At 40.0% G+C, this 23,312-nt stretch carries 24 protein-coding genes and 1 riboswitch; of the genes, 8 read left to right on the top strand and 16 right to left on the bottom strand.

Features of this window, described 5'->3' with window-relative positions; all coding sequences use genetic code 11:
* Positions 1 to 2 precede the first annotated feature (2 nt).
* Positions 3 to 1,043 (bottom strand): linear amide C-N hydrolase, encoded by a 1,041-nt coding sequence (locus BQ7394_RS20870; RefSeq protein WP_075560146.1) that lies wholly within the window; start codon positions 1,041 to 1,043, stop codon positions 3 to 5.
* Between the two features lie 163 nt (positions 1,044 to 1,206).
* On the opposite strand from BQ7394_RS20870, the gene BQ7394_RS20865 reads away from it, so the two are divergent.
* Both BQ7394_RS20865 and BQ7394_RS20860 read left to right on the top strand, forming a co-directional pair.
* A complete protein-coding gene (locus tag BQ7394_RS20865) occupies positions 1,207 to 1,440 on the top strand; it encodes a YecH family metal-binding protein (RefSeq protein WP_075559173.1) in 234 nt (77 codons plus the stop codon).
* 92 nt (positions 1,441 to 1,532) lie between these two features.
* On the top strand, positions 1,533 to 2,276 hold the full coding sequence (locus tag BQ7394_RS20860) for a DUF5131 family protein (protein WP_075559172.1): 744 nt from the start codon (positions 1,533 to 1,535) through the stop codon (positions 2,274 to 2,276).
* Between the two features lie 125 nt (positions 2,277 to 2,401).
* Here the strand turns inward: BQ7394_RS20860 and BQ7394_RS20855 are convergent, their stop codons facing one another.
* From BQ7394_RS20855 to ribB, 3 genes are all read right to left on the bottom strand, one after another.
* The gene (locus tag BQ7394_RS20855; protein ID WP_075559171.1) at positions 2,402 to 3,835 is read right to left on the bottom strand and encodes an aspartate ammonia-lyase; all 1,434 of its coding nucleotides are present in this window, start codon (positions 3,833 to 3,835) and stop codon (positions 2,402 to 2,404) included.
* A gap of 28 nt (positions 3,836 to 3,863) precedes the next feature.
* Positions 3,864 to 4,931 (bottom strand): asparaginase, encoded by a 1,068-nt coding sequence (locus BQ7394_RS20850; RefSeq protein ID WP_075559170.1) that lies wholly within the window; start codon positions 4,929 to 4,931, stop codon positions 3,864 to 3,866.
* A gap of 77 nt (positions 4,932 to 5,008) precedes the next feature.
* Complete coding sequence (gene ribB / locus BQ7394_RS20845; RefSeq protein WP_075559169.1) at positions 5,009 to 5,704, bottom strand: 3,4-dihydroxy-2-butanone-4-phosphate synthase; 696 nt, start codon at positions 5,702 to 5,704, stop codon at positions 5,009 to 5,011.
* A 120-nt stretch (positions 5,705 to 5,824) separates the two neighbouring features.
* A riboswitch (FMN riboswitch) is annotated at positions 5,825 to 5,955 on the bottom strand.
* 96 nt (positions 5,956 to 6,051) lie between these two features.
* Between ribB and BQ7394_RS20840 the strand changes: the two genes are divergently transcribed.
* The 3 genes from BQ7394_RS20840 to BQ7394_RS20830 are packed head-to-tail and all read left to right on the top strand — an operon-like array spanning position 6,052 to position 8,145.
* A complete protein-coding gene (locus tag BQ7394_RS20840; protein WP_075559168.1) occupies positions 6,052 to 6,237 on the top strand; it encodes a hypothetical protein in 186 nt (61 codons plus the stop codon).
* Positions 6,238 to 6,242: 5 nt separating this feature from the next.
* Positions 6,243 to 7,292 (top strand): winged helix DNA-binding domain-containing protein, encoded by a 1,050-nt coding sequence (locus tag BQ7394_RS20835; RefSeq protein ID WP_075560145.1) that lies wholly within the window; start codon positions 6,243 to 6,245, stop codon positions 7,290 to 7,292.
* 43 nt (positions 7,293 to 7,335) lie between these two features.
* Positions 7,336 to 8,145 carry an MBL fold metallo-hydrolase gene (locus BQ7394_RS20830; protein WP_235848787.1) on the top strand — a complete coding sequence of 270 codons (810 nt, stop codon included), beginning with the start codon at positions 7,336 to 7,338 and terminating at the stop codon, positions 8,143 to 8,145.
* 10 nt (positions 8,146 to 8,155) lie between these two features.
* On the opposite strand, the gene BQ7394_RS20825 is transcribed toward BQ7394_RS20830, so the two are convergent.
* Complete coding sequence (locus tag BQ7394_RS20825) at positions 8,156 to 8,905, bottom strand: DeoR/GlpR family DNA-binding transcription regulator (protein WP_075559167.1); 750 nt, start codon at positions 8,903 to 8,905, stop codon at positions 8,156 to 8,158.
* Between the two features lie 228 nt (positions 8,906 to 9,133).
* Here BQ7394_RS20825 and BQ7394_RS20820 point away from each other — a divergent pair, with 228 nt between their 5' ends.
* Complete coding sequence (locus tag BQ7394_RS20820; protein WP_075559166.1) at positions 9,134 to 9,649, top strand: 5' nucleotidase, NT5C type; 516 nt, start codon at positions 9,134 to 9,136, stop codon at positions 9,647 to 9,649.
* Positions 9,650 to 9,660: 11 nt separating this feature from the next.
* Here the strand turns inward: BQ7394_RS20820 and BQ7394_RS20815 are convergent, their stop codons facing one another.
* Positions 9,661 to 10,470, bottom strand: a complete 810-nt coding sequence (locus BQ7394_RS20815; RefSeq protein WP_075559165.1) for an MBL fold metallo-hydrolase — start codon at positions 10,468 to 10,470, stop codon at positions 9,661 to 9,663.
* Positions 10,471 to 10,512: 42 nt separating this feature from the next.
* The gene (locus BQ7394_RS20810) at positions 10,513 to 11,502 is read right to left on the bottom strand and encodes a sensor histidine kinase (protein WP_075559164.1); all 990 of its coding nucleotides are present in this window, start codon (positions 11,500 to 11,502) and stop codon (positions 10,513 to 10,515) included.
* Between the two features lie 201 nt (positions 11,503 to 11,703).
* On the opposite strand from BQ7394_RS20810, the gene BQ7394_RS20805 reads away from it, so the two are divergent.
* On the top strand, positions 11,704 to 14,055 hold the full coding sequence (locus tag BQ7394_RS20805) for an ABC transporter permease (protein ID WP_075559163.1): 2,352 nt from the start codon (positions 11,704 to 11,706) through the stop codon (positions 14,053 to 14,055).
* A 213-nt stretch (positions 14,056 to 14,268) separates the two neighbouring features.
* Positions 14,269 to 15,603, top strand: a complete 1,335-nt coding sequence (locus tag BQ7394_RS20800) for a site-specific integrase (RefSeq protein WP_075559162.1) — start codon at positions 14,269 to 14,271, stop codon at positions 15,601 to 15,603.
* A gap of 108 nt (positions 15,604 to 15,711) precedes the next feature.
* Here BQ7394_RS20800 and BQ7394_RS20795 read toward each other — a convergent pair whose 3' ends face one another.
* The 9 genes from BQ7394_RS20795 to BQ7394_RS20750 form a co-directional block, all read right to left on the bottom strand.
* Positions 15,712 to 16,179 (bottom strand): hypothetical protein, encoded by a 468-nt coding sequence (locus BQ7394_RS20795; RefSeq protein ID WP_075559161.1) that lies wholly within the window; start codon positions 16,177 to 16,179, stop codon positions 15,712 to 15,714.
* An 80-nt stretch (positions 16,180 to 16,259) separates the two neighbouring features.
* On the bottom strand, positions 16,260 to 16,595 hold the full coding sequence (locus BQ7394_RS20790; protein WP_075559160.1) for a hypothetical protein: 336 nt from the start codon (positions 16,593 to 16,595) through the stop codon (positions 16,260 to 16,262).
* A 198-nt stretch (positions 16,596 to 16,793) separates the two neighbouring features.
* On the bottom strand, positions 16,794 to 17,261 hold the full coding sequence (locus BQ7394_RS20785; protein WP_075559159.1) for a hypothetical protein: 468 nt from the start codon (positions 17,259 to 17,261) through the stop codon (positions 16,794 to 16,796).
* On the bottom strand, positions 17,258 to 17,734 hold the full coding sequence (locus BQ7394_RS20780; protein WP_075559158.1) for an N-acetylmuramoyl-L-alanine amidase: 477 nt from the start codon (positions 17,732 to 17,734) through the stop codon (positions 17,258 to 17,260). Before BQ7394_RS20780 ends, BQ7394_RS20785 begins: the two co-directional genes overlap by 4 nt.
* Positions 17,718 to 18,143, bottom strand: coding sequence for a phage holin family protein (locus BQ7394_RS20775; RefSeq protein ID WP_075559157.1), 426 nt, complete (start codon positions 18,141 to 18,143; stop codon positions 17,718 to 17,720). Before BQ7394_RS20775 ends, BQ7394_RS20780 begins: the two co-directional genes overlap by 17 nt.
* Before the next feature lie 68 nt (positions 18,144 to 18,211).
* On the bottom strand, positions 18,212 to 20,071 hold the full coding sequence (locus BQ7394_RS20770; RefSeq protein ID WP_139317738.1) for a hypothetical protein: 1,860 nt from the start codon (positions 20,069 to 20,071) through the stop codon (positions 18,212 to 18,214).
* A gap of 1 nt (position 20,072) precedes the next feature.
* Positions 20,073 to 22,328: a hypothetical protein gene (locus BQ7394_RS20765; protein WP_075559155.1), complete on the bottom strand. Its 2,256-nt coding sequence runs from the start codon at positions 22,326 to 22,328 to the stop codon at positions 20,073 to 20,075.
* 300 nt (positions 22,329 to 22,628) lie between these two features.
* Complete coding sequence (locus BQ7394_RS20755; RefSeq protein ID WP_075559153.1) at positions 22,629 to 22,925, bottom strand: hypothetical protein; 297 nt, start codon at positions 22,923 to 22,925, stop codon at positions 22,629 to 22,631.
* Between the two features lie 4 nt (positions 22,926 to 22,929).
* Positions 22,930 to 23,292 carry a hypothetical protein gene (locus BQ7394_RS20750; RefSeq protein WP_075559152.1) on the bottom strand — a complete coding sequence of 121 codons (363 nt, stop codon included), beginning with the start codon at positions 23,290 to 23,292 and terminating at the stop codon, positions 22,930 to 22,932.
* Positions 23,293 to 23,312 lie beyond the last annotated feature (20 nt).

Genomic DNA, 23,312 nt, shown 5'->3' with positions numbered 1-23,312 from the left:
TCTTAATGAACTCCTAAGAATTTGAACGGCTGAGTGGCCACGAACTGATCGGCCGTGTTACCGGCATATGTTTTACCATGCAGCAGGTCGAGTTTTTTGACTGGTGCGTTTGCTGAAAAATCCACATCTTTGAAATCTACCCAGAAGATATTCGGATAAGTAGTCGACTCAAAGTAATAGACCTTGTTTTTCTGATCGGAAACAGTTCTCCATCGCGTGGATGATATATTCGGTTGGTCGGGTGTCGTGATACCCAATGGAACAGATGTGTTACGGATTACGCTGAATACACTGGCTACGGCCATGCGTGTGTCGTCTACCTTCGGTATGGCATTGATATAGAACGACGCCCTTACAAAACGATCCGCTGCCCGGTTTGTTCCCGGTAGGAAAGTCGTTCCTCCGATATTCTTCCAATAATCGTCGAGGGCCAGTTGCTGGTCGAACACCGGTGAGTTGGTCATCACCTGGTACGATTTGCTGTGATGGATATTCAATTTCCCGTTTATGTATTCAAAGATTGCATTATCTCCCTCTGTGTCGGATATCGACAGGTGCAAAGTTGCCATTCGTGTGCCGTCGGGCATCATGTCCGAAACGACTTCGAACGTTCCCTTTTCTACAAAGGCGACCGCATCATCTACCGTCGCAAAATTATCCAGCATGTATTGCACCCAAGCGGCAATGGAAAGTCCCGGTTTTTTACCGTCCCACTGTGGATATTCCGACTCAGCCAGCCAGAGCAGGTTAGCTACCAATCCTTTTTCGTTCATTCCGTCTGTGCTGCAAATATCATAGGCGGAAGTTACTACGCTTCCGTATTTTGAAGTCCATTCAAGTGGATTTTTACCTATTTCTCCATTGCGTTTCATGCCTCGTGGAAATATCCAGAGGTTGCTATGAGTATCTTCTTTCCAGTCCATTGTGCGGCCTGTCAGTATTGTATTGTCCTTTCCCTCGTAAACCACTCTTGTACAGGCGTCCGATGGATTAAATCCTGCACTTGCGGTAATTGCCAGCAATGCTATTCCCCATTTCTTCATCTCTCTCATAATCTTAATTATAAATATGTTTCTATGATTATATAAGCGATTTGTGTATCGTATTGTTTAAAAAATAAAGGCTGAATCCGCGACTGTCACATATGTTACATTTTAAGATATATATATCCTGTATCTTTGTTCCAAATAATTAAATAATCAGACTATGGAACAGTTACATGCTCATGAAGTCCTTCATATGATGGAAGGCAACAGTTACTCGGAAGCCTCTTTAAGGGCGGCTATCATTGATCGGTTCGGTGAAACTCAGCGTTTTTATGCCTGTTCGGCAGAATATATGAGTGTCGATGACCTGATAGAGTTCCTGAAGGAAAAAGGGAAATTCATGCCGTTGAATGATGGTTTTACGGTTGACATAACGAAAGTTTGCAATCATTGAAAACAGATAATTAGCCGGATGCGTAATCGTTCGGCTTCTTTTTGCCGGTATCTGCCCTTTTGTGTTACCTTTGCGTATAAATACTTTTTCGGATGCCGACGAATGCTATAATAAAAAAATCGAAGATGTGGAACTTGTGGCACGGCTGCCATAAGTTAAGTCAGGGATGTAAGCATTGCTATGTTTACCGGGGTGATGCAAAAAGAAACATAGACAGTTCGGTGGTGACACAAACGAAAAGTTTCGATTTGCCCATACAAAAAAAGCGTAACGGCGAATACAAGATTCCTTCGGGAACATATGTATACACCTGTTTCTCCTCTGATTTCTTTGTCGAGGATGCCGACGGTTGGCGCGCTGAAGCATGGAGGATGATGCGGGAACGAAGTGATCTTGAATTTATGATGATTACCAAGCGGATCGATCGTTTTTCTACTTGTATGCCAGGCGATTGGGGGGAAGGATATGCGAACGTCACAATCTGTTGCACGATCGAGAACCAGGAATGTGCCGATTACCGCCTGCCTATTTATAAAGCGGCTCCGATCAGGCATAAAGTCATTATTTGTGAACCTTTACTGGGAGCGATAGATCTACGTCCCTATCATATCGGCGGATGGGTTGAGCAGGTGGTTGTGGGTGGCGAGTCCGGCATTGAAGCCCGTCCATGTGATTTCGATTGGGTGATGGCCTTGCACGACGTCTGTGTGGAAAATGGAGTCTCTTTCTGGTTCAAACAGACCGGTGCGAAATTTATCAAAGATGGCGTATTGTATGCAATTAAGCGGCAATTCCAGCATTCTCAAGCCCGTAAGGCTGATATAAATTTCAAATAATACCTAATTTGATCCGGATGTACTATAGGACGGGAGAATAAGAAAGATGGAAATTAATAAAAGAGGTGTACCTGGATATATCCTGATACACCTCTTTTTAGATTATAGTAAATCGAAACGATTGTTTATTTGGCAGGATGAATGTCCAGCTTCACAGGATGGATCATATTTTCCGGACTTAAGATCGTATCCAGCTGTTCCTTTGTCAGGATGCCGTGATCCAATACCAGTTGATATACGCTTTTACCTGTCTCCAGCGCCTCTTTGGCTATTTTCGTGGAATTTTTATAACCGATAACCGGGTTTAAGGCGGTCACCACTCCAATACTGTGATGTACTTCTTCGATACAATGTTCGGCGTTGGCAACTATTCCTTCTATACAAAGGGTACGCAGTGTTTCAAAGCCATTCATAAGTAATTCGGCAGACTCGAAGCAGCATTGTGCCATAACCGGCTCCATTGCATTCAGCTCCATTTGGGCAGCTTCGCCGGCCATTGTTACACAAAGCTCGTTACCGATCACCTTATAGGCGATCTGGTTCATTACTTCCGGGATAACCGGATTTACTTTTCCCGGCATGATGGAAGAACCAGGTTGCATAGCTGGCAGATTGAACTCGCCTAATCCACAGCGCGGCCCGCTTGCCAATAGGCGAAGGTCGTTGCATATCTTATTTATTTTGACAGCTACCCGCTTCATGGCTGCGGCATAACCAACCAGGCAGGAAGTGTCGGAGGTTGCACCAACCAGATCGGCAGACAGTTTGATATCCCATCCGGTAATTTCACGCAGGGCTTCGATACATTTTTCTGCATATCCCGGTTCTGCGCAAATGCCTGTACCGATAGCTGTTGCTCCCATATTGACAGTCAGGAAATCATTTGCAGCATGATCCAAGTGAGTAATTTCATCCTGTAGGATACTGGCGAAGCCATTGAATGTTTGTCCTAGGGTCATTGGAACAGCGTCTTCCAGTTGAGTACGTCCCATTTTGATGATGTGGGCAAATTCTTCTCCTTTTTTGCGGAAAGAAGCGATCAGTGCTTCCAGATAAGGGAGCAACCGGAGATGTGTGGCATACATACCTAGGTGGATGGCTGTCGGATAGGCATCGTTGGTCGATTGCGAACGGTTCACATGATCGTTGGGTGAGCAGTAGGTGTATTCTCCCCGCTGATGTCCCATGATTTCAAGGGCACGGTTGGCTATGACTTCGTTGGCGTTCATGTTGGTGGTCGTGCCGGCACCTCCCTGGATCATGTCGACCGGGAATTGTTCGTGGTGCTGTCCGTCCAATATTTCGCGGCAAGCCTGTGTGATGGCGCGGTATTGTTCGTCTGTCAGTAGTTCCAGGGCGTAGTTAGCTTCGGCTGCTGCCAATTTAGTGATCGCTAGTCCGTTAATAAATAACGGATATTCGTTGAGGTGGAATTTGCTGATGGAGAAATTCTCGATCCCTCTGAGTGTTTGTACGCCGTATAATGCTTCGGCCGGTATTTCTCGAGCACCGATCAGATCACTCTCAGTGCGGGTTTTTCCTGTAAATTCTGTATTCATATTAATACGTTGTTTTATAATGTTTATATTAATTGCCTGTATAGAAATTTTCCGGGACGGTTACTTCACCGATCAGCGAACAATGTATATGTTCCTTTACTTCTTCGGGTGTCAGTCCTTGTCCGAAGAGAAACATAAGTTTGGTGACGGCGCATTCTGTCGTACTGTCGAACCCGCTTGCCACACCGGCTTCCAAAAGTTTATATCCTGTTTCGTACCGGTGCATCTCTACGCTTCCGGCATGGCATTGGGTAACGTTTACGATTACGAGTCCCCGGTCTACGGCTTCTTTCAGCATGTTCAGGAACCATTCTTCGGAGGGAGCGTTACCGCTGCCGAAGGTTTCCATAACCACTCCTTTCAGATCAGGGATATTTAAAATGCTCTCTACTACTTGCGGTGATATTCCCGGAAAGAGTTTGAGGATGGCAATATGACAATCGAGTTTATAATGGGGCTTCAACGGCTTTCTTGAAACCGGACGATAGATTTGTGCCGTATCGTAATTAATGGAGATCCCGGCATGGGCCAGTACCGGATAATTATAGGATTGGAAAGCATTGAAATAGTCTGCGTTTATCTTGCTGGAACGGTTTCCTCGCAATAAGTCGTTTTCGAAGAAAATACAGACTTCGGGAACAACCGGTATATCATTTTCTTTGGCAGCTGCTATCTCGATAGCTGTGATCAGGTTTTCCTTGCCGTCGGTTCGCAACATGCCTATTGGAACCTGGGAACCGGTAAGGATAACTGGTTTGTTCAGGTTCTCCAGCATAAAACTGAGGGCGGAGGCTGTGAAGGCCATGGTGTCTGTGCCATGTAGAACGACAAAGCCATCGTATGTAGAATAATTCTCAGCTATTATCCGTACAATTTTTTGCCAGGACTCCGGACCCATCGCAGAAGAGTCCATAGGCGGGTCAAACTGGATAGAAGAAATGGAGCACTTCACATCTTGTAATTCCGGAACATGTTCCAGGAGATGCTGGAAGTTGAAAGCTTCCAGCGTTCCTGTTTCGGGATTTTTGATCATCCCAATGGTTCCTCCTGTATATATCAGCAGAATGGACGGTTTATCTTCTTTGCGTATATTCATGTTCGATGCTGTCGTCTTTTGTTTACGCAACAAAGATATGAAATGTCATTTTGAAATCAAAAAATGTTTTGATGTATTTAAAATATGTCAATCTTTTTATTGCATATAGGGTATATTCTTTTGGTTTGTGTTAAAATGATACTTTGCTCTCTGTGTTTGCATATATCGTCAACAGAGACAACAGTCATGTCATGTTGTGTGGCGAAACGGATAATTTCAGGAAGGCGAGCCATTGTTCCGTCTTCGTTTGTCAGTTCACAAAGAACAGCTGTATCTCCCAGGCCGGCAAGTTTTACGAGATCTACACTTCCTTCCGTATGTCCTCTTCTTTCCAGGACTCCATTTTCTCTTGCTTGTAGGGGGAATACATGGCCCGGATGGGATAAGTCTTCTGGTTTTGCTTCCCGGGCGATTGCTGTTTTTATTGTCTGTATTCTGTCGACTGCCGAAACACCGGTGGTGACGCCTTCTTTGGCTTCTATCGAGATCGTGAAGGCTGTCTGGTTTTTACTGGAGTTTTCTTCTACCATCTGAGGCAGGCCGAGTGACCGGCATTTCTCGGGGGTAAGGCAAAGGCAGACGATCCCACTGCATTCACGAATCATCAGGGCCATATCTTTAACCGTCATCTTTTCTGCGGAGTAAATAATATCACCTTCATTTTCCCTGTTCTCATCATCGACAAGTAAAATACCTTTTCCTGCCTGTAAATAACTGATTGCTTTTTCTACGCGTTCCTTGTAATCAACTCCGAAGTCTTTAATTGTTTTCATTTTCAAACCCTGTTATTAGTTTTTTATAAAGTAAGGTATGCAACAGGGCAAAGGGGAGTATATGCAACATTTCTCCTACATATATATAATATGTTGGTAAAAATGTCATATAAGTTATACTGTCTTCTTCTCTCATCCAGACTTTAACTGTCGGTTCCGGAATTTCACCGGATCAGTCCCCTGTAATATATCCAGAGGAGTCGCGGACTGTCACCGCCGGTAGGGAGTCTCACCCTGCCCCGAAGAATACTGAGTACAAAAATAGAAAGAATTAGTAAAACAAATGGAAAAGAACTGACTAAATAAGGTTTTTTACTACATTTGTAGATATCCGTAAAATCAAATTTATGAAACACCAATGTGTAAAATGCCCTTTGCGGGCTAAATATGACCGGACTCCCCAGTCACTGATAGGGAAATTCTGGCGTTGGCATATTAATTTTTGCCCGGGCTGGAAAGCCTATTTCACTTCATTAAGTCTCGAAGAGCAACAGTCTTTACGTGATAAATATAGTTTCAAGAAATACCTTTGATGAATATGATTACCGATATCCGTTTGCGAAGTCAGCAGTTGTTGAAGCCTGAGTTCAAAGACCCGAGGGATCTTGTGTCGTGGATGGGAGGCATGCAGGCACAGGATTATCCGAGAGCGAAATGGGCACTTGGTGTCAGGTTGAAATCTGCTACGAGTCGGACGGTAGACGAGGCTATCCGGCAAGGGGATATCCTTCGTACTCATGTGATGCGTCCGACATGGCATTTTGTGACTTCCGAGGATATCCGGTGGATGTTGAAACTGTCGTCGCAACGGATTATAACTGCATGTAACTCATTTGCTAGAAGTAATGGAATAGACATACCGGAAAGCCTGTATACAAAAGCTAATGACCATTTTTGTAAGATACTGGAAGGAAATAATCATCTTACTAAACAGGAATTGGGAGATGAAATGGTAAAGGCCGGTATTATTCCCGATCCTGCCGCAGTGGGTTATCTGATAACGAGGGCCGAGCAGGAAGGGGTTATTTGCAGTGGTAATGACAAAGAGGGCAAATTTACACATGCATTATTGGATGAACGGGCGCCTATGGCAAAAGAGTTACCGCGGGAGGAAGCGCTGGCTTTATTAGCCAGGAAATATTTCAGGAGCCATTCGCCTGCTACTCTGGATGATTTTGTGTGGTGGTCCGGGTTGTCGCTCACTGAAGCCCGCCAGGCTGTGGCATTGATCGGTTCGGAATTGGTTGAGGATAAATTCGCTTCTCAAAGCTTTTTTGTTCATCAACAGTGGAAAAAAAGGATGAGAAGCAGTGACGTGTTACATTTCTTACCGCCTTATGATGAATATCTGATCAGCTATAAGGATCGTACGGCAGCAATGGATAAAGAGCATCATCCTAAGGCTTTTAATAACTTTGGTATATTTTATCCGGTTATCTTGCACAATGGAAGAATTGTCGGAAACTGGAAAAAGACGGTAAGGAGAGGGGAGATCTTCATTGAAACTTCTTTCTTCGAAGAGTGCCGTAAGCCGGATAATGAGCAGATTGAAAAGGCAGCCGACAGATACAAACATTTTGTAATTTGAATATAGAAAGATTGAAAATAAACTAGTAACGAATAATCGGGCGATGATGAAGCTGACAGTTTTAGTAGACAATAACACATTTATTGATCAATATTACCTCGGAGAACCTGCTGTTTGCTATTATATAGAAGACTGTGAAACGAAAATCCTGCTGGATGCCGGCTATTCGGATGCGTATATCCGTAATGCGGACGCATTGGGTATCGATCTTTCTCAGGTTTCCACCATTGCATTTTCCCATGGTCATGATGATCATACCAGGGGACTTCAGTATTTTCCCTACCGGAATTCTTCTGGCAGGATCAGGATCGTCGCACATCCGGATACTTTTAAAGAACGGGTAGCCGGAGATATATCGATTGGTTCACCTTTGTCGGAGGCCAGTTTGAAGGATAAATATGAATTGACCTTGTCGAAAACACCTGTCCGGCTAAGTGAACATCTTATTTTTCTTGGTGAAATACCTTCTTTGAATGATTTTGAACAGCGAAAGTCTTTTGGCGTATTGAAAGATGCCGAAACGGAATGTGAAGACTTTGTTGCGGATGATACTGCTTTGGTTTATAAAGAGGAAGATGGTCTATTCATTATTACGGGATGTTCCCATAGTGGAATATGTAATATTATTGAATATGCCAAACGGGTATGTGGGGACGACCGGATAGTAGGGGTGATCGGAGGTTTCCATCTGTTTGAAGTTTCTGATCAATTAAGAGGAACGGTCGATTATTTCCAAAAGAATCAAATTAAAGAACTATATCCCTGTCATTGTGTTTCTTTTGCTGCCAAAGCCGAAATACACAAAAGCATACCGATATATGAGGTCGGTGTCGGTTTGTGTATCGAAATATAAATAGAGCTTTTCATAAAACGATATAATCTCCCTTGGGCCAATGTTGTTTGATATAATCGATTTTGCAGTCTTCAGTTACCAAGTAATCTATATCTCCCAGGGATGCAACACTATATGCTTCTGCTGTATTTAGTTTGTAACCGTCAGCCAATATGATCCTTTTCTGGGCGCGCTCTATCATCAGTCGCTTCATCATCGCCTCTTCCCTGTCCGGAGCTGTTAATCCCTGTTGAGGATGTACGTCGCTGATGCCTAAAACTAACCAGTTAGGGCGTATGGTCTGTAAGGCCTGAAATACAGATACGCCGACTGTGACCTGGGAAGAAGGAAATACTTTTCCTCCGAGGAATATCAGTTCCAGTTTGGGATGGTTCAGAAGCGCATTAACTATCGGGAAGCTATTGGTATAAACCGTTAGCTCCATATTTAAAGGTATTTTCCGGGCTACTTCCAGATTAGAGGTTCCTCCGTCTATTAATAGGATATCTCCTGACCGGAACATCGGGATTACTTTAGCTGCCATTTGCTGCTTGGCTGGAATTCTAGTATTTAATCTATCTGTAAACTCTATCGGTATACCGGATTTAGCAATGGCCCCTCCATGTACTTTGGTCAATAATCCGCGTTCGTCCAACTCCGTCAAGTCGCGGCGCAAGGTGTCGTCTGATACTCCCAGTTCAGCACTTAATGCAGTGATATAGATCCGGTAATTTTGATTTATGCGGTTTAATATGTATTGCTGTCTTTCCTCTTTTAGCATGATTCTGTATTTATTAATGTTGCATATTGCCGCAAATATATGTATATTTCACTGTGAAAACAAAGTGTAATGATACATTTTTTCGAGATGTGCGGTAGTTTGCGATATTTATTGAGACGGAACTGAAAGGACGCAAGTATCCCGAAAAGACCGCATTCGGACTTATTTCGATAAAGAACTGTATTAGGGTAGAAAAAGGAATATGTAATCATAAAAAAACTTAAAAGTATGAAGACGCAGATTTTAGTAGACATGGATGGAGTACTGGCAGATGTTTATTCTCAGTTTATAGCTTTTGAATATAGGGATTCCGGTGTCCGGTTGGATCGGGAAGCGATGTCTGGAAAAACAGAGGAAGAATCTTTTCCTTCATTTGACAAACATGTGAGGAGTTCCGGCTTTTTTCGAACGGCTCCTGTAATAGCAAACAGTATAGAGGGATTGAAGTATTTGAATGATAAATATAACGTATTGATTGTCTCTTCTGCAACGGAATTTCCCGCAAGTTTACATGAGAAGCAGGAATGGTTGAATGAGCATTATCCATTTATAACCTGGCAACAGATGATTTTTTGTGGTCGTAAGGATAGTATAAAAGGGGATATCATGATTGACGATCATCCGAAAAATCTCTTGTCTTTCACAGGAAAAAGAATATTATTTACCCAACCACATAATATGTATGTGCCGGATGCGAATTACCAAAGGGTATCAAGCTGGAAGGAAGTTATGCAGATACTCTGACTATAAATAACCTATAATGTAATTATCTCTAAATCATCCGGCACGAAAACATTTCCGGAGAAATGTAGCTTAGTTTCGGTTGTGTATTTCTCCCGGCGTGTGGAAATAGTCTTATCCTCCGTATGGTATAGCAGTAAATTTTTGACTCTCAATTGTTGAGCCAGTTTGCCGGCATCTAATGCGGTACTGTGGTGCTTTTCGTAAGGATTGAATCTATCTTTGTCTTCGTATAGGCAAAAAGCTTCGGAAAGCATCCAGTCTGCTCCTTCTACAAAGGAGCAGTTTGCTTCGTTGTATGGTTCATCTCCCAGGCAGACAAAGCTTTTACCATCGGGTAATATAGTACGGAATCCGTATTGTTTCTCTTTAGTAGAGCCTATATCGAAACATTGAAAGTTCATACCGATAGAAGGAAAAGTATCGGCATGATGAACTTCGCATAATTGAATGTCTTTATTGATATGTGCGAGAATCTTTTTGGGCAACGTCAATTGGCAGATCGTTGTCAGGACTTCCATTACTTTGTCATGTCCGTATACCTTTAGTATCCCATCGTATTTTCCTTTGTTCATTTGCTGGGCAATCATGCGGATCATCCAGATTACTCCCAGGATATGATCAGTATGAGCGTGGGTGACAAATATCTCATGGATATCGGAGAGAGGAATATTTGCCTTTTCTAACTGAGATAGAATACCATTTCCTCCACCGGCATCTACCAATAAAATCTCATTGTCCCGTTTCAGAGCAAAGCAGGTATTATAGCATCGGGTAACAGTAGCATTGCCTGTTCCCAGTATGATCAGTTCTGTATTCTGCATAAATATATCTTTCCGTTAGAATGTACAAAGATACAACTATATCTATAAATGCTCAGAAAACGTCATGCGGAATACCGTTTTCTCGCCTGGGACTGAGTTTACGTTAAGTTCCCCACCGTGAAGTTGCATAATACGGCGGGATAGTGGAAGTCCGATTCCGCTTCCTTCCTTCTTTGTTGAGTAAAATGGGGTAAATATATCTTCCTGCCGGTTCGGTGGAATGCCTTCCCCGTTATCGGTTACTTGTATGAATAAAGATGTTGCGTTTCTTCCCGCTTCTACCTGGATCTGTGGTTCCGGATTATGTGCGGTAGCCTGCAGGGAGTTGCGGATAAGATTGATCAATGCCAAGGTGATTAAATTAGGATCAAGTAGGATTTCCACATTTTTCGGTGAAATATAACGGATGTTCTCACTACCTTGTTCCGAGTTCAGTAACCGGTAAAGCTTATCGAATAAAGCATGTATCTCAACTTTTGTCTTAACCGGATCAGGTAGATGGGTTAACCGGTGATATGCATTCAGAAAAGTATTCAGTTGTTGTACCTGTTGGTTAATGGTTTGTAGTCCGTCGACCATCCCTTCTTTTCCATATTCATCGCTATATTTGATTAGGTCGGCTGATAAAGATGCTATGGGTGTAATAGAATTTCTGATCTCATGTGTCAGTACTCGGATAATACTTTCGTAATAAAACCGTCGCTCTTCCAGTTCGGTGTGGTTATTATCGAATTGTATTATAATCCGGTTCATTTCACGAAACAATCCGTTCAGGAATTTGTCATCCTTCTTTTCCGCGAAATGAGCGTTGAAATCGTTGTTATTGATCGCACTGAAAAAACTCTCCAACTGACGATTGGTTTTCTCCATTTTCCTCACCAACATAATAGCCAGCGCTATGATTACGCAAACACAAACAAAAGCAAAGAAAAGGGAAGTCTGGCTGATCAAAAGCCACGCACCTATAACCGAGGATAACACAATTCCTGTTATCCCACCAACAATGATCCGGTGTAATCTGCGATTCAGCATATCCTTTATTACAAAGGTACAATATAAATCAAAACGATAAATACAAAAGAATCAGGTTTCGTCTGAATGCGCTATTTGTAGATGATCTATTTACGGGAATGTCTAAAATTTAGACGATTTACACCCTGTTGCTGCAAAGGATCATTATTTTTGTAGGCGAGTAAATGAAGACAGATTAGCTTTGGAAAAAAATAGAACATCATGAAGAGTATTTCATTTAAAATCATCTTTCGAAGCTGGTGGCGCAATAAAACATTTACCATTATCTCTGTCCTTAGTCTGGCGGTCGGTATTGCTTGTACCAATTTATTGGCTGCTTTCGTTATTCATGAGTACAATATAGAATCGGATAATCCGAATAAGGACAGGATGGTAGTGGTTAAGCAGACCATTTCGGGGGCAGGAATGACTGCTTTTAATATGGTTTCACGGGATATTACTTCTCAATTGCTTGAACATGTTCCGGAATTAGATAAGGGATGCCGCGTTCATCCTTATTTTATGGTTAGTTATTGTAAGGTAGGGGAGAACTTCTTCAAAGATATCAAGGTAATAGAGTCTGATAGTACTTTTCTTTCGTTCTTTCCTCAGGAAATAGTAAGAGGGAGTTTTAACGATGCCCTGCTTGGTCCGGATCGGATAGTTCTGACAGAATCTTCTTCTAAACGTTTATTCGGCGAAAGTGATCCGATAGGAGAATCCGTTCAGATTTTATTCGGACCAAGTGATTTCGGTGATGAAAAAGGCCTGTTAACTTTTACAGTTTCCGCAGTTGTAAAAGATAATAGCCAGTCAGCCTTTGGATTTGATGTTTTGTTTTTTGATGATCCTTCTCCGGCGTTAAACTTCTTTCTGCTTAAAAAGAATGTCTCTGTGTCTGATCTGCAGGCTAAAACAGAGAACCTGATTCTTCAAAGAAACGATGGCAAAGATTTTAAGAATGAATTCCTTACTATCAGGCAGGCTTGTTTTGATACAGTTTCAATCCCATCGTCTCTGAAGAAGCCTAATACGACTTTGCTGTTTATCGCTCTTTTTTCAGCTATTCTGATATTGGTTATCGCTTGCTTTAATTATATAAATCTAAGCTTTTCCCGTGTCTTTAAGCAATTATATTCCATGCACGTGCAAAAGTTGATGGGAGCGGGAAGCGGACAATTAAGTATACAATTGTTTGCCGATACATTTATGACGGTAGGTCTCGGTTTTCTGATTGCACAATTGATACAGTTCGATCTACTGGGATTAATGAATCGCATCATGTCTATTCAGGTGTCGGTTAACTTCTTGTACAGCAACCAGATGTTGCCGGTTACGTTCGGCTTCATTCTTCTTCTGGCATGTATTCCGGCTTTGTATATGAGCAGGCGTTTACCGGAAATGTCGATTTCTATGTATAACAACTTTTACCGGGGAAAAGTAAGACGACGCATTATCACTTCGCTGGCCGTTGCCCAGTTCGCTATCTCTTTCATTCTGATAATCGGAAACTTTTCCGTACGGCAACAGATATCGCTTTTATATGGTAAAGCTGAAAACTATAAAGATATTTATACTTTCTCGGTGGGTGACAATAAAACTTCCCTGTTACAGTTAAAAGAAAATATTTCCCTTATTCCAGGCGTACAAGCTGCGACATTGAGCAATGAGACGTATGAATGGCCTATCAGTGAGTTTGCACCGGATGGAAGCTATGAATCTTATACTTCTGAAGATGGAGGAGAAGAAATGATAGAGGTTATGGGATATAAACTGTTACAAGGGTTACCCTGGAAAGAGGCTATAAAACGATATCCGCATCCGGTCTATCTGAACCAAACCTGGGCCCAAAGCTTGTTCCCGAATGGAGAGATTCCTATTGGCGGTCTTGTAAAAGAATATGAGCCCAGGTTGAAAGATCGTCCTCCTTTCGGTGACGATTATGTGATTGCAGGAGTGGTTGAAGATTATTTTAAACTGAATATATCCAATAGTCTTGAAACGCCTATTGATAAGGGGATCATCAGTTACACCAAAGATGGAGTTAAGCTTCATGTCCGTATCGCCCCCGACAATACTTCAGCTATCAAACAAATCTATGGGGAATGGAATAAGCTTAATCCTGGACAATATCTGGAACATGAGAGTCTGTATAATAAAGTGTTGGGTAATAATAAAAAACTTTTTGAGTTGTTCGATCTGTTAATGATGTATTCTGTTATCAGTATCTTGCTAACCTGTTTTGGACTTTTTGGTATGGCATTGTATGCTATTGAGCAGCGTACAAAGGAGATCGGAATCCGAAAAGTAAATGGTTCGACTACATGGCAGATCATGAAGCTGCTTAATACCCAGTTTATTATATGGATCGGAATAGCATTTGTCATTGCCGTTCCTGTTACCTGGTGGATGATCAGTAAATGGATGGAAAATATTGTTTACCGGGCTGACTTCAGCATCTGGACTTATATTTTGTCGTTATTTATTGTAGTGGGTATCACATTGCTTACCGTAAGCTGGCATAGTTTCAGAGCTGCATCCGGAAATCCGATAAAGGCTTTGAGGGACGAGTAAGGTATTTCTATGGAGTATGAAATAGGATAAAAATAAAAAACGGAGAGGTTATTTCTAACTTCTCCGTTTCGGTACCCAGAGCCGAAGTAGTCTATATTTACACATTGTTCTATAAATCAGTAATAATAACGTTACAAAGGTAACAGTTAATTTTTTAATTCGTTATTTTTGCACATATAAGTAACTCATTTGTTCCGTAATACGTTCCGCAATATGAAAGTAGGTTTTTATTTAGATAACGCAAAGAAAGATATATCTGCACTCCGTGCTATAGTTCGGCACAAGGGACAAAGATACATTATTTCTATTGGTGAAAGCGTAATCACCAAATATTGGAATGAAAATAAGTATAGATGTCGTACATCACGGGAGTACCCGGAAGCCTCTCATATTAATACCAGACTTGATGATTGGACTGATCTGATCGAAGAAGCTATTAATAGTTTTGGACTGGTTATTCCTACAAAAAAGATGGTGAAGGATAAGGTTGATGAAGTTCTTAGAAACCGTAACATTGAAGCTGGTGGTGTAATTGAAAATGAAGATGAACAATACCTTGTTTCCTTTGCTATCAAATACCGAGCAGAATCAAACAAAAGCAAGAACACCAAAAAAAGTTATCAAACTACAATAAACAAGCTGATCGAGTTTGAAAAACTGTTTAAGACAAAGCTAAGATTTATTGACATAGATATTAACTTTTACAACAAATTCAATAAATGGCTTCTGAATAGTACCTTTATCAAAGGTGGTGATGAGGTACATTATACTAAGAACTATATAGGTACTATGTTTAAAAATATATCTAAGTTTATGACTGCATCCCAAGGTAAGATACATGAATTTACCGGATATAAAGATGCTGAATTCAAGGTTGAGGCAGAAGAAACCGATGCCATATATCTTACCTTGGAAGAAATACAGAAAATTTATAATTTGGAAATAACAGAAGAGTTATTGAAAAAGAATGAATACCGGAATAAAAATCTAAAAACTACTATTAAATCGTTGAACGAAGAAAGGGATCGTTTCCTTTTTGGTTGTTTTACAGCACTTAGGCACTCCGATTATTCACGATTGGATTCTTTGCACTTCAAGGATAATATCATTCGTATATGGACTGTGAAAAGGGATAAGAAAGTATATGTTCCAATGCACTACCAACTTAGGGAATTATTAAAACGAAGGAATAATATCTTACCTGCATCTATATCTGACCAAAAGCACAATAAGCAGATCAAAGCCATTGGTAAGTTGGCAGGAATCAATGAAGAAGTTATTCTTTCCAAAACAAGGGGGGGGAAACGTATTGAAACCGTAAAACTGAAATATGAATTTATTACTTCCCATACTGCTAGACGTTCAGGGGCTACAAATATGTACCTGGCTGGTGTGGATTTGAAATTTATACAGGATATTCTTGGACACTCTAAGATTGAACAAACTATATCTTATATCAAAGTTTCGGCAGAAGATAATGCAAAACGCTTGGTGAATCATCCATATTTCAGTGGGAAACAATCAGAAAAGGATGCTTTGCTGGAATGACAAAGCATCCCTATTCGTCCACCTAATGAAAAGTGTATTTGAATATGTCTAAATGTCTCAAAAAAAGACTACTACCCAATGAAAACCCTTCTGTTTTAAAAACTTTTTTCAGAATCTAGCAACTTCGTAATATTTAAAGAAATAGTAAAGTGCAACTTTATGCCATTTTGTTAATTCTTTATCTCCTGAAAGCAAAGATGATAATGTACATTTATCTATTCCTGTATAGTTACTAAGATGTTTATTACGCAATCCCAAGCGTTCCATACGGGATTTAACCCAGTCTATGGTCATACTATCAATATCTTTGCGATCAAAGTTCACAGCAGATACAGTAAGTTTCCAGTTTTCGGGTATCTCCCCCTTAAACATTTCACGGGTGCGTTCTGTTAGTTCCTTCTTTGAAAGAAAGACGTTGTTGACCATATCCTTTTGTTCGGCACGGACAATCAAACGGTCTTCACTAAAAGAAACCACTTCAACAACAATATGAGCATAACGCTTATATTGTTTTGCAAATTCTTCCAGTCTTTTTTTACTCTCGACTGACAGAGGTAACAAATCTAAATTTTTCATACTTACTATCATTTTACGATTTGACAATCGGTTTTTTTATTAAAAAAGGGAGAGGGAGAGACTTTCGCCTCTCCCCGGTTTCACAATTTGATGAGTTTCAAATGCGATAGGTCGAAAATTGCAATCTGTTTATTTTCACGCCCGAATTGCTTAGCTTCTTCTAGGTTTGTGAAAATCCGGATACTGTCAAAGTAAAACAAATTGTTTTCCTCATTTAGCCATCCACCGACTTTCTTTTCGTGCTCTAAAGCATGGTTAAGAACTCTTTTCAGTCCATTTTCACCGAAACTGTCTTGTGTTTCAAGATAAGCAACTGAAATTCCCTTTGTGACCTTTTTTAAGGTTGTAAGGTCAACCGTGAATCCGTCAGGATTCTGCTTTGCTATCTCAAAGATAGCTTTGAACAATTGTTCCATAATGTAAAGAACTTATGCGGACGTCACCCGCGTTTATTATGACATTACAAATATACAAATAAGTTTGTTACTAGCAAACAAATATGTGCTTTTTTTCAAAAAAATCAACTTTAATAGATTGATATAATAAAGCCGTTCTACCTTCACAGGCAAAACGGCTAACCATACTACTTAAATTATATACTATGAGAAAAAGTTCTATTTAAGTTTTTTTGCTATCCACAAACCTAGACAACCGAATAAAACGACGATCAATCCAGAACTCCAATTGGGTAAAACAGATTTCCTATTAATTAGCACCTCATCCGTAACAACTACCTTTGTTCCCTCATCTTTCACTTTTACAGATGTGTCAATTTTCTGTTTATCGCCATTTTCATCAGTTATAACCGATTTTTTTTGTTCCGAATGGATATCCATCTGGGTAGTCTTTACAATGTATTGGTTGCCGATACTGTCCGGCTTGGATAACTCTGTTATAGTTATGATTCCTGTTCCTTTATATTCCAATAACTCCGTAATTGTTCGTTGAACAGATTCAGTAAAATGTGTACTGTCTTTTTGACTGCTGACAGCCGCACTAACCGTTTCCGATCTATAGTTTTGCTTTTTTGTTCCACACCCAAACAGGAGAAACATACACCAGAGTAATACAAAGCCTTTCATGGTTTTACATTTACATTAGGTAGGAACGAAGTAAATTCACTCTGTACGTCAAAGCAGGGGCAAGCTTTTAACCATTCAAAAGGTTCAATCACACCGTTACCATTCAAGTCTGGTGAATAATCCCGATGCCCCCTTACTTCTATAACGTTCGGATACTTCCGGCACAATTCATTTACTAATTCACGGATAGCAGCCTTTTGCGCTTTGGTGCGGGTGTCTTTGGGGTTTCCTGAACCATCCAGTCCACCGACATAACAAATGCCTATACTGTCCGCATTGTGCCCTGAAACGTGTGCCCCGGCTTTCTCCACTGGTCGCCCTTTATGAACTGATCCATCGGCATAAACTACGTAATGATAGCCGATACCGTTCCATCCGTGTGCCTGGTGCATTTTATCAATATCTGCAACTGTTAGGGGTTGCCCCTCACGTGATGCAGTACAATGTACTATGATTTTATTTATCTGTCTCATTTTTATCACTTTCTATTTCTATTATATCCGTTTTCTTTCCAAAGAAATTTAAGAACTTTACTTTTACGTGTTTACCACGTGCCGCAAAGTAATTAACATATATACTTTCCAATTCAACCCCATATATAACCAGCAGGATTATAAGAGGTAACAAGTCGATTCCAAAAGGTTTACCAAACGCTTGACCAAAGGAATAAGCCATTACAACCCAAATGATATAACTAGTGATCTTATCCATTGTACGTCGGACTGCCCTTGACCGTTTGATAGGGTCTTTTCGATATTGGGATGCTGCAATACCAAATTTCAGATCACCCAACGTTAAGACTAAAGCCAGGAAGAAAAGCCATTTCGCCCAAGCAAAAAACTCAATCAGCCCAAAAAGGAATTTATCTGTGTAGTTCTCCATTATTTATATATTTAATACTTCTACAATACCAATTTACGAATATGCTTTTCTTCTTCGTGTTGCCATAATTATTCAATGATTTCAATTTTTACATATCCTGCATCATCTCCTGTTGCGGCACTATAAGCCTTGTTATACATGAATTGTATATAGTGACTTCCGGCTGTTGGTATTTCAATTTCTAATGAAGGTGCATTATCAGGTGTATAATTTGTTCCTGCTAATCTAGCAGAATAAGAAGAACTTCCAGTACCTACATTTACATCTAATTTTCCGATATACAGATAATTACCTGTTCTACTGCTAGGATAATATGTTACTTTTAATTTAACATTATCCTTTAATGTTATTATGTTAGCTGTTAAAGTTGTATTTCCAGTTGTTGCTCCTGAACCAATTGCAGGAGATTTATAAAATTCATAAACATCTAATAACCAGTCACCTTTGTAATCTATTCTAACACCATTGTCAACAATAAGTTCTTCCAATTTAAAATAGAAGTAGTAATTATTGTTTGATTTAGAAGACAATAATGCCAGTATCTTATTTTCTCCCTCATTCAATACATAATCAAAATAATACGGTTTAGCGGGTGGTATTATTTCCATTGGAATTTTTTTGTCATAGTTAGAAGTAGATATACTGGAAGCACCTATCTTACTAAAATAAATATCCGCAGTTGTTGCACCTCCAATTACATAATAATATAATCTAACAGCCATAAGTTTATTGGCTAACATCTTAATTCCATTAACATAAGAACCCGTTGTGTAGAAATACATTAAATAAAACCTGTTTACACTTATATCAAATTTAGGTGCATTATTCGGGTCAATAACAACATCAAAGTTTTTGGGAAGTTCATCTATGATTTCAACTTTATAAAATGCTTGTTTCCCGGCTTCAAACGCATACAGTTTTATGTCAATAAAGTTCTCCCCATAGGCAGGAATATCAAATTCTACAACATAAGGATTGTCAAAAGAATAACCCTCATAAGGATAAATCTTTTTAGTCCATCTTCCTTCTGCTCCCCAGTCCTCATTGAGTAAACCTACAGACATATTGGTATAAGCGTCGCTCTCTCCTTCTAGGTAAGCTGATACCCTTACACGCTGATATATAACATTGTTTTTTATATGTATTCTTTCAATAGTTTCTAATCTGCCTTCTGACAAAGGACTAGACCTGTAACCGTTTTGAACAGTCCAAGTATATTCACCTGTGTACGATAATACTATCGGCTTAAAAACTCCGTTATCTTCCGGTATTATCATTGCTCTACGTATTTTATAATTTACTGTCTTTGTGTAAGCGTAGATAGCTATACTTGATGCTCCTAGTTTACCTCCCCAAGCCTGTGTAGCATTAGCCTGTGTTGAAATCCAATAAATGCCAGTGCTATCAAAACCTGACAGACCGTATTTATTTGCTATATTCGTAATATTATTTCTTAAAAGATTAGCTTGATTAGCATACCCCCCTGACATTAACATAGCAGGAGAACCATTAGGGAAAGGAGTATTTATACAATGACCGGCAGCAGTCGCATAGCCTCCTTTTTCTGCATACATGGCAAAAGTATTTTCAATACCTTTGTAATCACTCAATACCACAGATGCAGATGTAGCCGAAGTTGCGCCCTCGACTAAACCGGAACCGCCAGACATAGTCCACGGCAAATTATTTACAAAATCTTCATCTGCAATTATAAATTTGTATGAAGAACGAGCAACAATAAAACCTATTTTACTAGCTTCTAGTTCTTCTTTAGAAGAATCCCAATATCCAGATAATGCCACACCATATAGTTTATTTCTATACCATATAGCCAAATAAGCTGCACCAGCAGGAACTTCATTTGCCAAGTACCATAAATGAGGCAATTGTTCGCTCTTAAACAACATTGATCGTCTTCTGTTTCCCATATTATTGCGTATATGCTGTATAATCGTAAGGTTCCGAAGCCCGTACAATATACATATAATTAGCCCATAGAATATTTAATTCAATTTCATTTTTACCCGGAATGGCAGGAAGTTCACCTGTCAATAGCAACCCGGAATTATCATCTTTTGCACTATCAGCCAACGATAGTGTAAAAGTCTTTTCATTGTTCCCCGTATTCCTGATAATAACCGTAGTTGTTGCGTTTTGCATAGGATAATACCACGGGCATGTAATAGGTATATTGATAGGACTTGCATCAGAGTCATAAAGAAAAACATTTGATAAGCCACCACTAAAATAAACAGTGTCAGCAGTTACCGCCTGATACTGTCCCCCTATCTGTGTACCTCTTAACATCAAATTTGTAAATACACCTTCATTAGCCGTTAGTCTTAATCTGTATGAAGTTATACCGTCTCTGTTAGGTGAAACACCACCCCACATTTTTTCAAGAGTAAAGACGTAATATGTACCGCCATCCGTGTATTTTTCGACAGAAGTAGCCCTCATGTATCCAGCACCATAACCGGAACCCAAAAGAAGGAATATAAAAGGTTGAGAGTCCTGTATTGCAGCGTCCACGTCAGCAACGGTAACGCCATTTAAAAAGCTATCTAGTTCTACGGGGTTGGCTGTATTACTTAACGACTTGTAAAGTAATGGGTTCCCAAATACAACAGGGTTGTATTTTTTAATCGCTAAGTATTCACCTGTACCACTTAAAAAATAACGATTGTCTGAAAAATCATTTCTTAAAAGGACTTTCATATTTAAACTGGTAGCAGTCAATCCAGATAGATCAAGTTCAAAACGTCTTGACTCTACATTCATCCTTCCTGCCTGAACCATACTGTTTTGAGAGATATACATACCTCCTGTGTTTCCTGATAACGAAAACTCACAAGGCAACACCACTCCATTTAGTAATACAGCGGACACATTGCGAGAAACAGCAGTTCTAAAATTAGTGGCAAAAGCCGAATCAAACGTACCTATCAAACCACCTTCTGCATCGAACAGTACCGATATATCCAGTATAGCCTTGCTCAACGCTTCTTCCTTTGTCGCAAACATTTGCAGCGATTGTGTTTTGGTGTAGTAGTTTGACAAATCCACTTCGGTAGTTCCGATCAACTCATAATCATTTATGCTTTCAATCCAAATATATTCGTTATGTGTGTCTATCGTAGAACCTTCTTTAGGAACAAGGTAAATTACTCCTTTCTTCCCCGTCTCCGGTAACACAAAAACAACCTGAATATCAAATTGGACAATACCTGCAATTTGTTCGTTTGTATATGTTTTTGCCAACTGTAGATTTCGTTCTATCTCTTCCCTCAACTCAGCATCGTTAAAAGGAATATACTCAACAAAAGAACCTTCTGTACTTCCACCAGAAGAAGGAACAAAAAGATACTGTTTTCCTCTTATTAAATCAGAACCATTTACAGAGACATTCCCGGAACCCTTACCAGGCAATCCCGTATCCCCTCTAGGAATAGTCAATTTTAATAAGTATTTCGGATTTCCTTCTGGGGTTTGTCCGACCGGAGTAAAGACAGCAGAAGCCTCAGAACCTGCCGCACCTGTCACTATCTCACTAAATTCAAGAATCGGATTTTTACCAGCATCACCTTGCGGTAGAACCAAGTCTATTTTATACTTTGGATTACCTAATGGATCATCACCGTTAGGAATAATAGACACAGACGGTTCCAGTCCTTTAGATACACTTCCGGCTTCCATTACCGGGGTTTTTCCGTCATTTCCTTTATCCCCTTTACTTCCTCGTGGTATAGTCAGAGATAGTTTATACTTTGGTTGTCCATCTTCTGTAGTTCCGTTCTCCTTAAAACTTGCCGTTGCATCTGTATCCGGTTCTCCTGTTGAAATTCCTTCAAATTCAAGAATCGGGTTTTTACCTGAATCCCCTTTAGGCAGGACAAGAGCTATTTTATAAATAGGATTACCGGATGGGTCTGTTCCCGACAGCGTAATAGAGGCATCGGTTTCCAACCCGGAAGAAATAGCCCCCACTTCAAATAAAGGGGTTTTACCGTCCGTCCCCATTAAAGATGCAGCTTCTAAGGTTACAAGTTCTCCACTGAGTATTCCCGGAAGAAGATTAACGCCAATCGGGGATTTTACAACCCTGAGATCGGTAGCCATATTCGAACTTCCTTGCAACGCATTCGTTACCCGCTGAACTAAACTATCAAATTCTTCCTGTGTCATAGTCGTTTAATCCAATGATATTTTTTCCGTTTTTCTAAATAAGAGCAGTCATACTGATATGTATAAGCCTCTCTTTCAAATGAGATATTTTCGTATGATTTCCGACCATAACGAAAAAGTTTAACGAACCATTCCACTAGATACCAGAGATAAAAAAAGACATAAAGCATTTCTTTCATCTGAACCGTATGAATGGCTTCATGATTCTGTATTCGTCGGATAAGAGGCTTGTACTCTTTCCGGACAAAAACTACTCCGAAAAGATTAATTGCAGTAAACCCCTTAATTGGTAATATGTTGTTATACACTATTTTCATTTTTACCTGATAAAATAGTTTCTACATCATCCAATATTGCCGATACTACAGCTTTCCTTTCTCCCAAGTCCAACGCTTTGTAATCGTTCATGTCAAGTAGTAACCGATTGGAAGTCCCCATGTAATCAGTGCCAGCAACTTTATTCCCATTCTTTGACGTTTCGATCCGGATGTTTACTATGGGGTCTCCTACATCTTGGGAATATGTATAAGTATTGGTAATACTTTCACATATTCGGGATGTTGCTATCTGGTTGATTTTATTCGATACGATTTCCATAATGTTATTTTTTTGATGTACCATTTTCCAATAAATATACAACCTGAGCATAAGCCCCGGCAATAAGAGAATCCGCAACCAATTTTTTAATTAAGGCGGCTTCCTCCGTTGTTATCTCTATCGCTCCCTTTGCATTGTAAATACGTTGAGACAAATTGAATGAAACCATTTTTTCATCCACATCTTTACATTCTTTGCCAACAAAGAGTATAGAGGCTACCATGCGGTAGATCATCTGAGTTTTAACCCTTTCTTTTACTACATCTTTTACTACACCGTTCACTTCTTCACGTACCACTTCCTGATACGTTTCAGTTACGTCTTTTCCATCGAAATTCTTAAACGCGACATTAAAATTAACTTTCATGATTGTGTTGTTTTAATTGT

This window comes from Parabacteroides timonensis (genome assembly GCF_900128505.1).
GTDB classification, from domain to species: Bacteria; Bacteroidota; Bacteroidia; order Bacteroidales; family Tannerellaceae; genus Parabacteroides; species Parabacteroides timonensis.
This window is presented reverse-complemented; position numbering and strand designations above follow the sequence as displayed.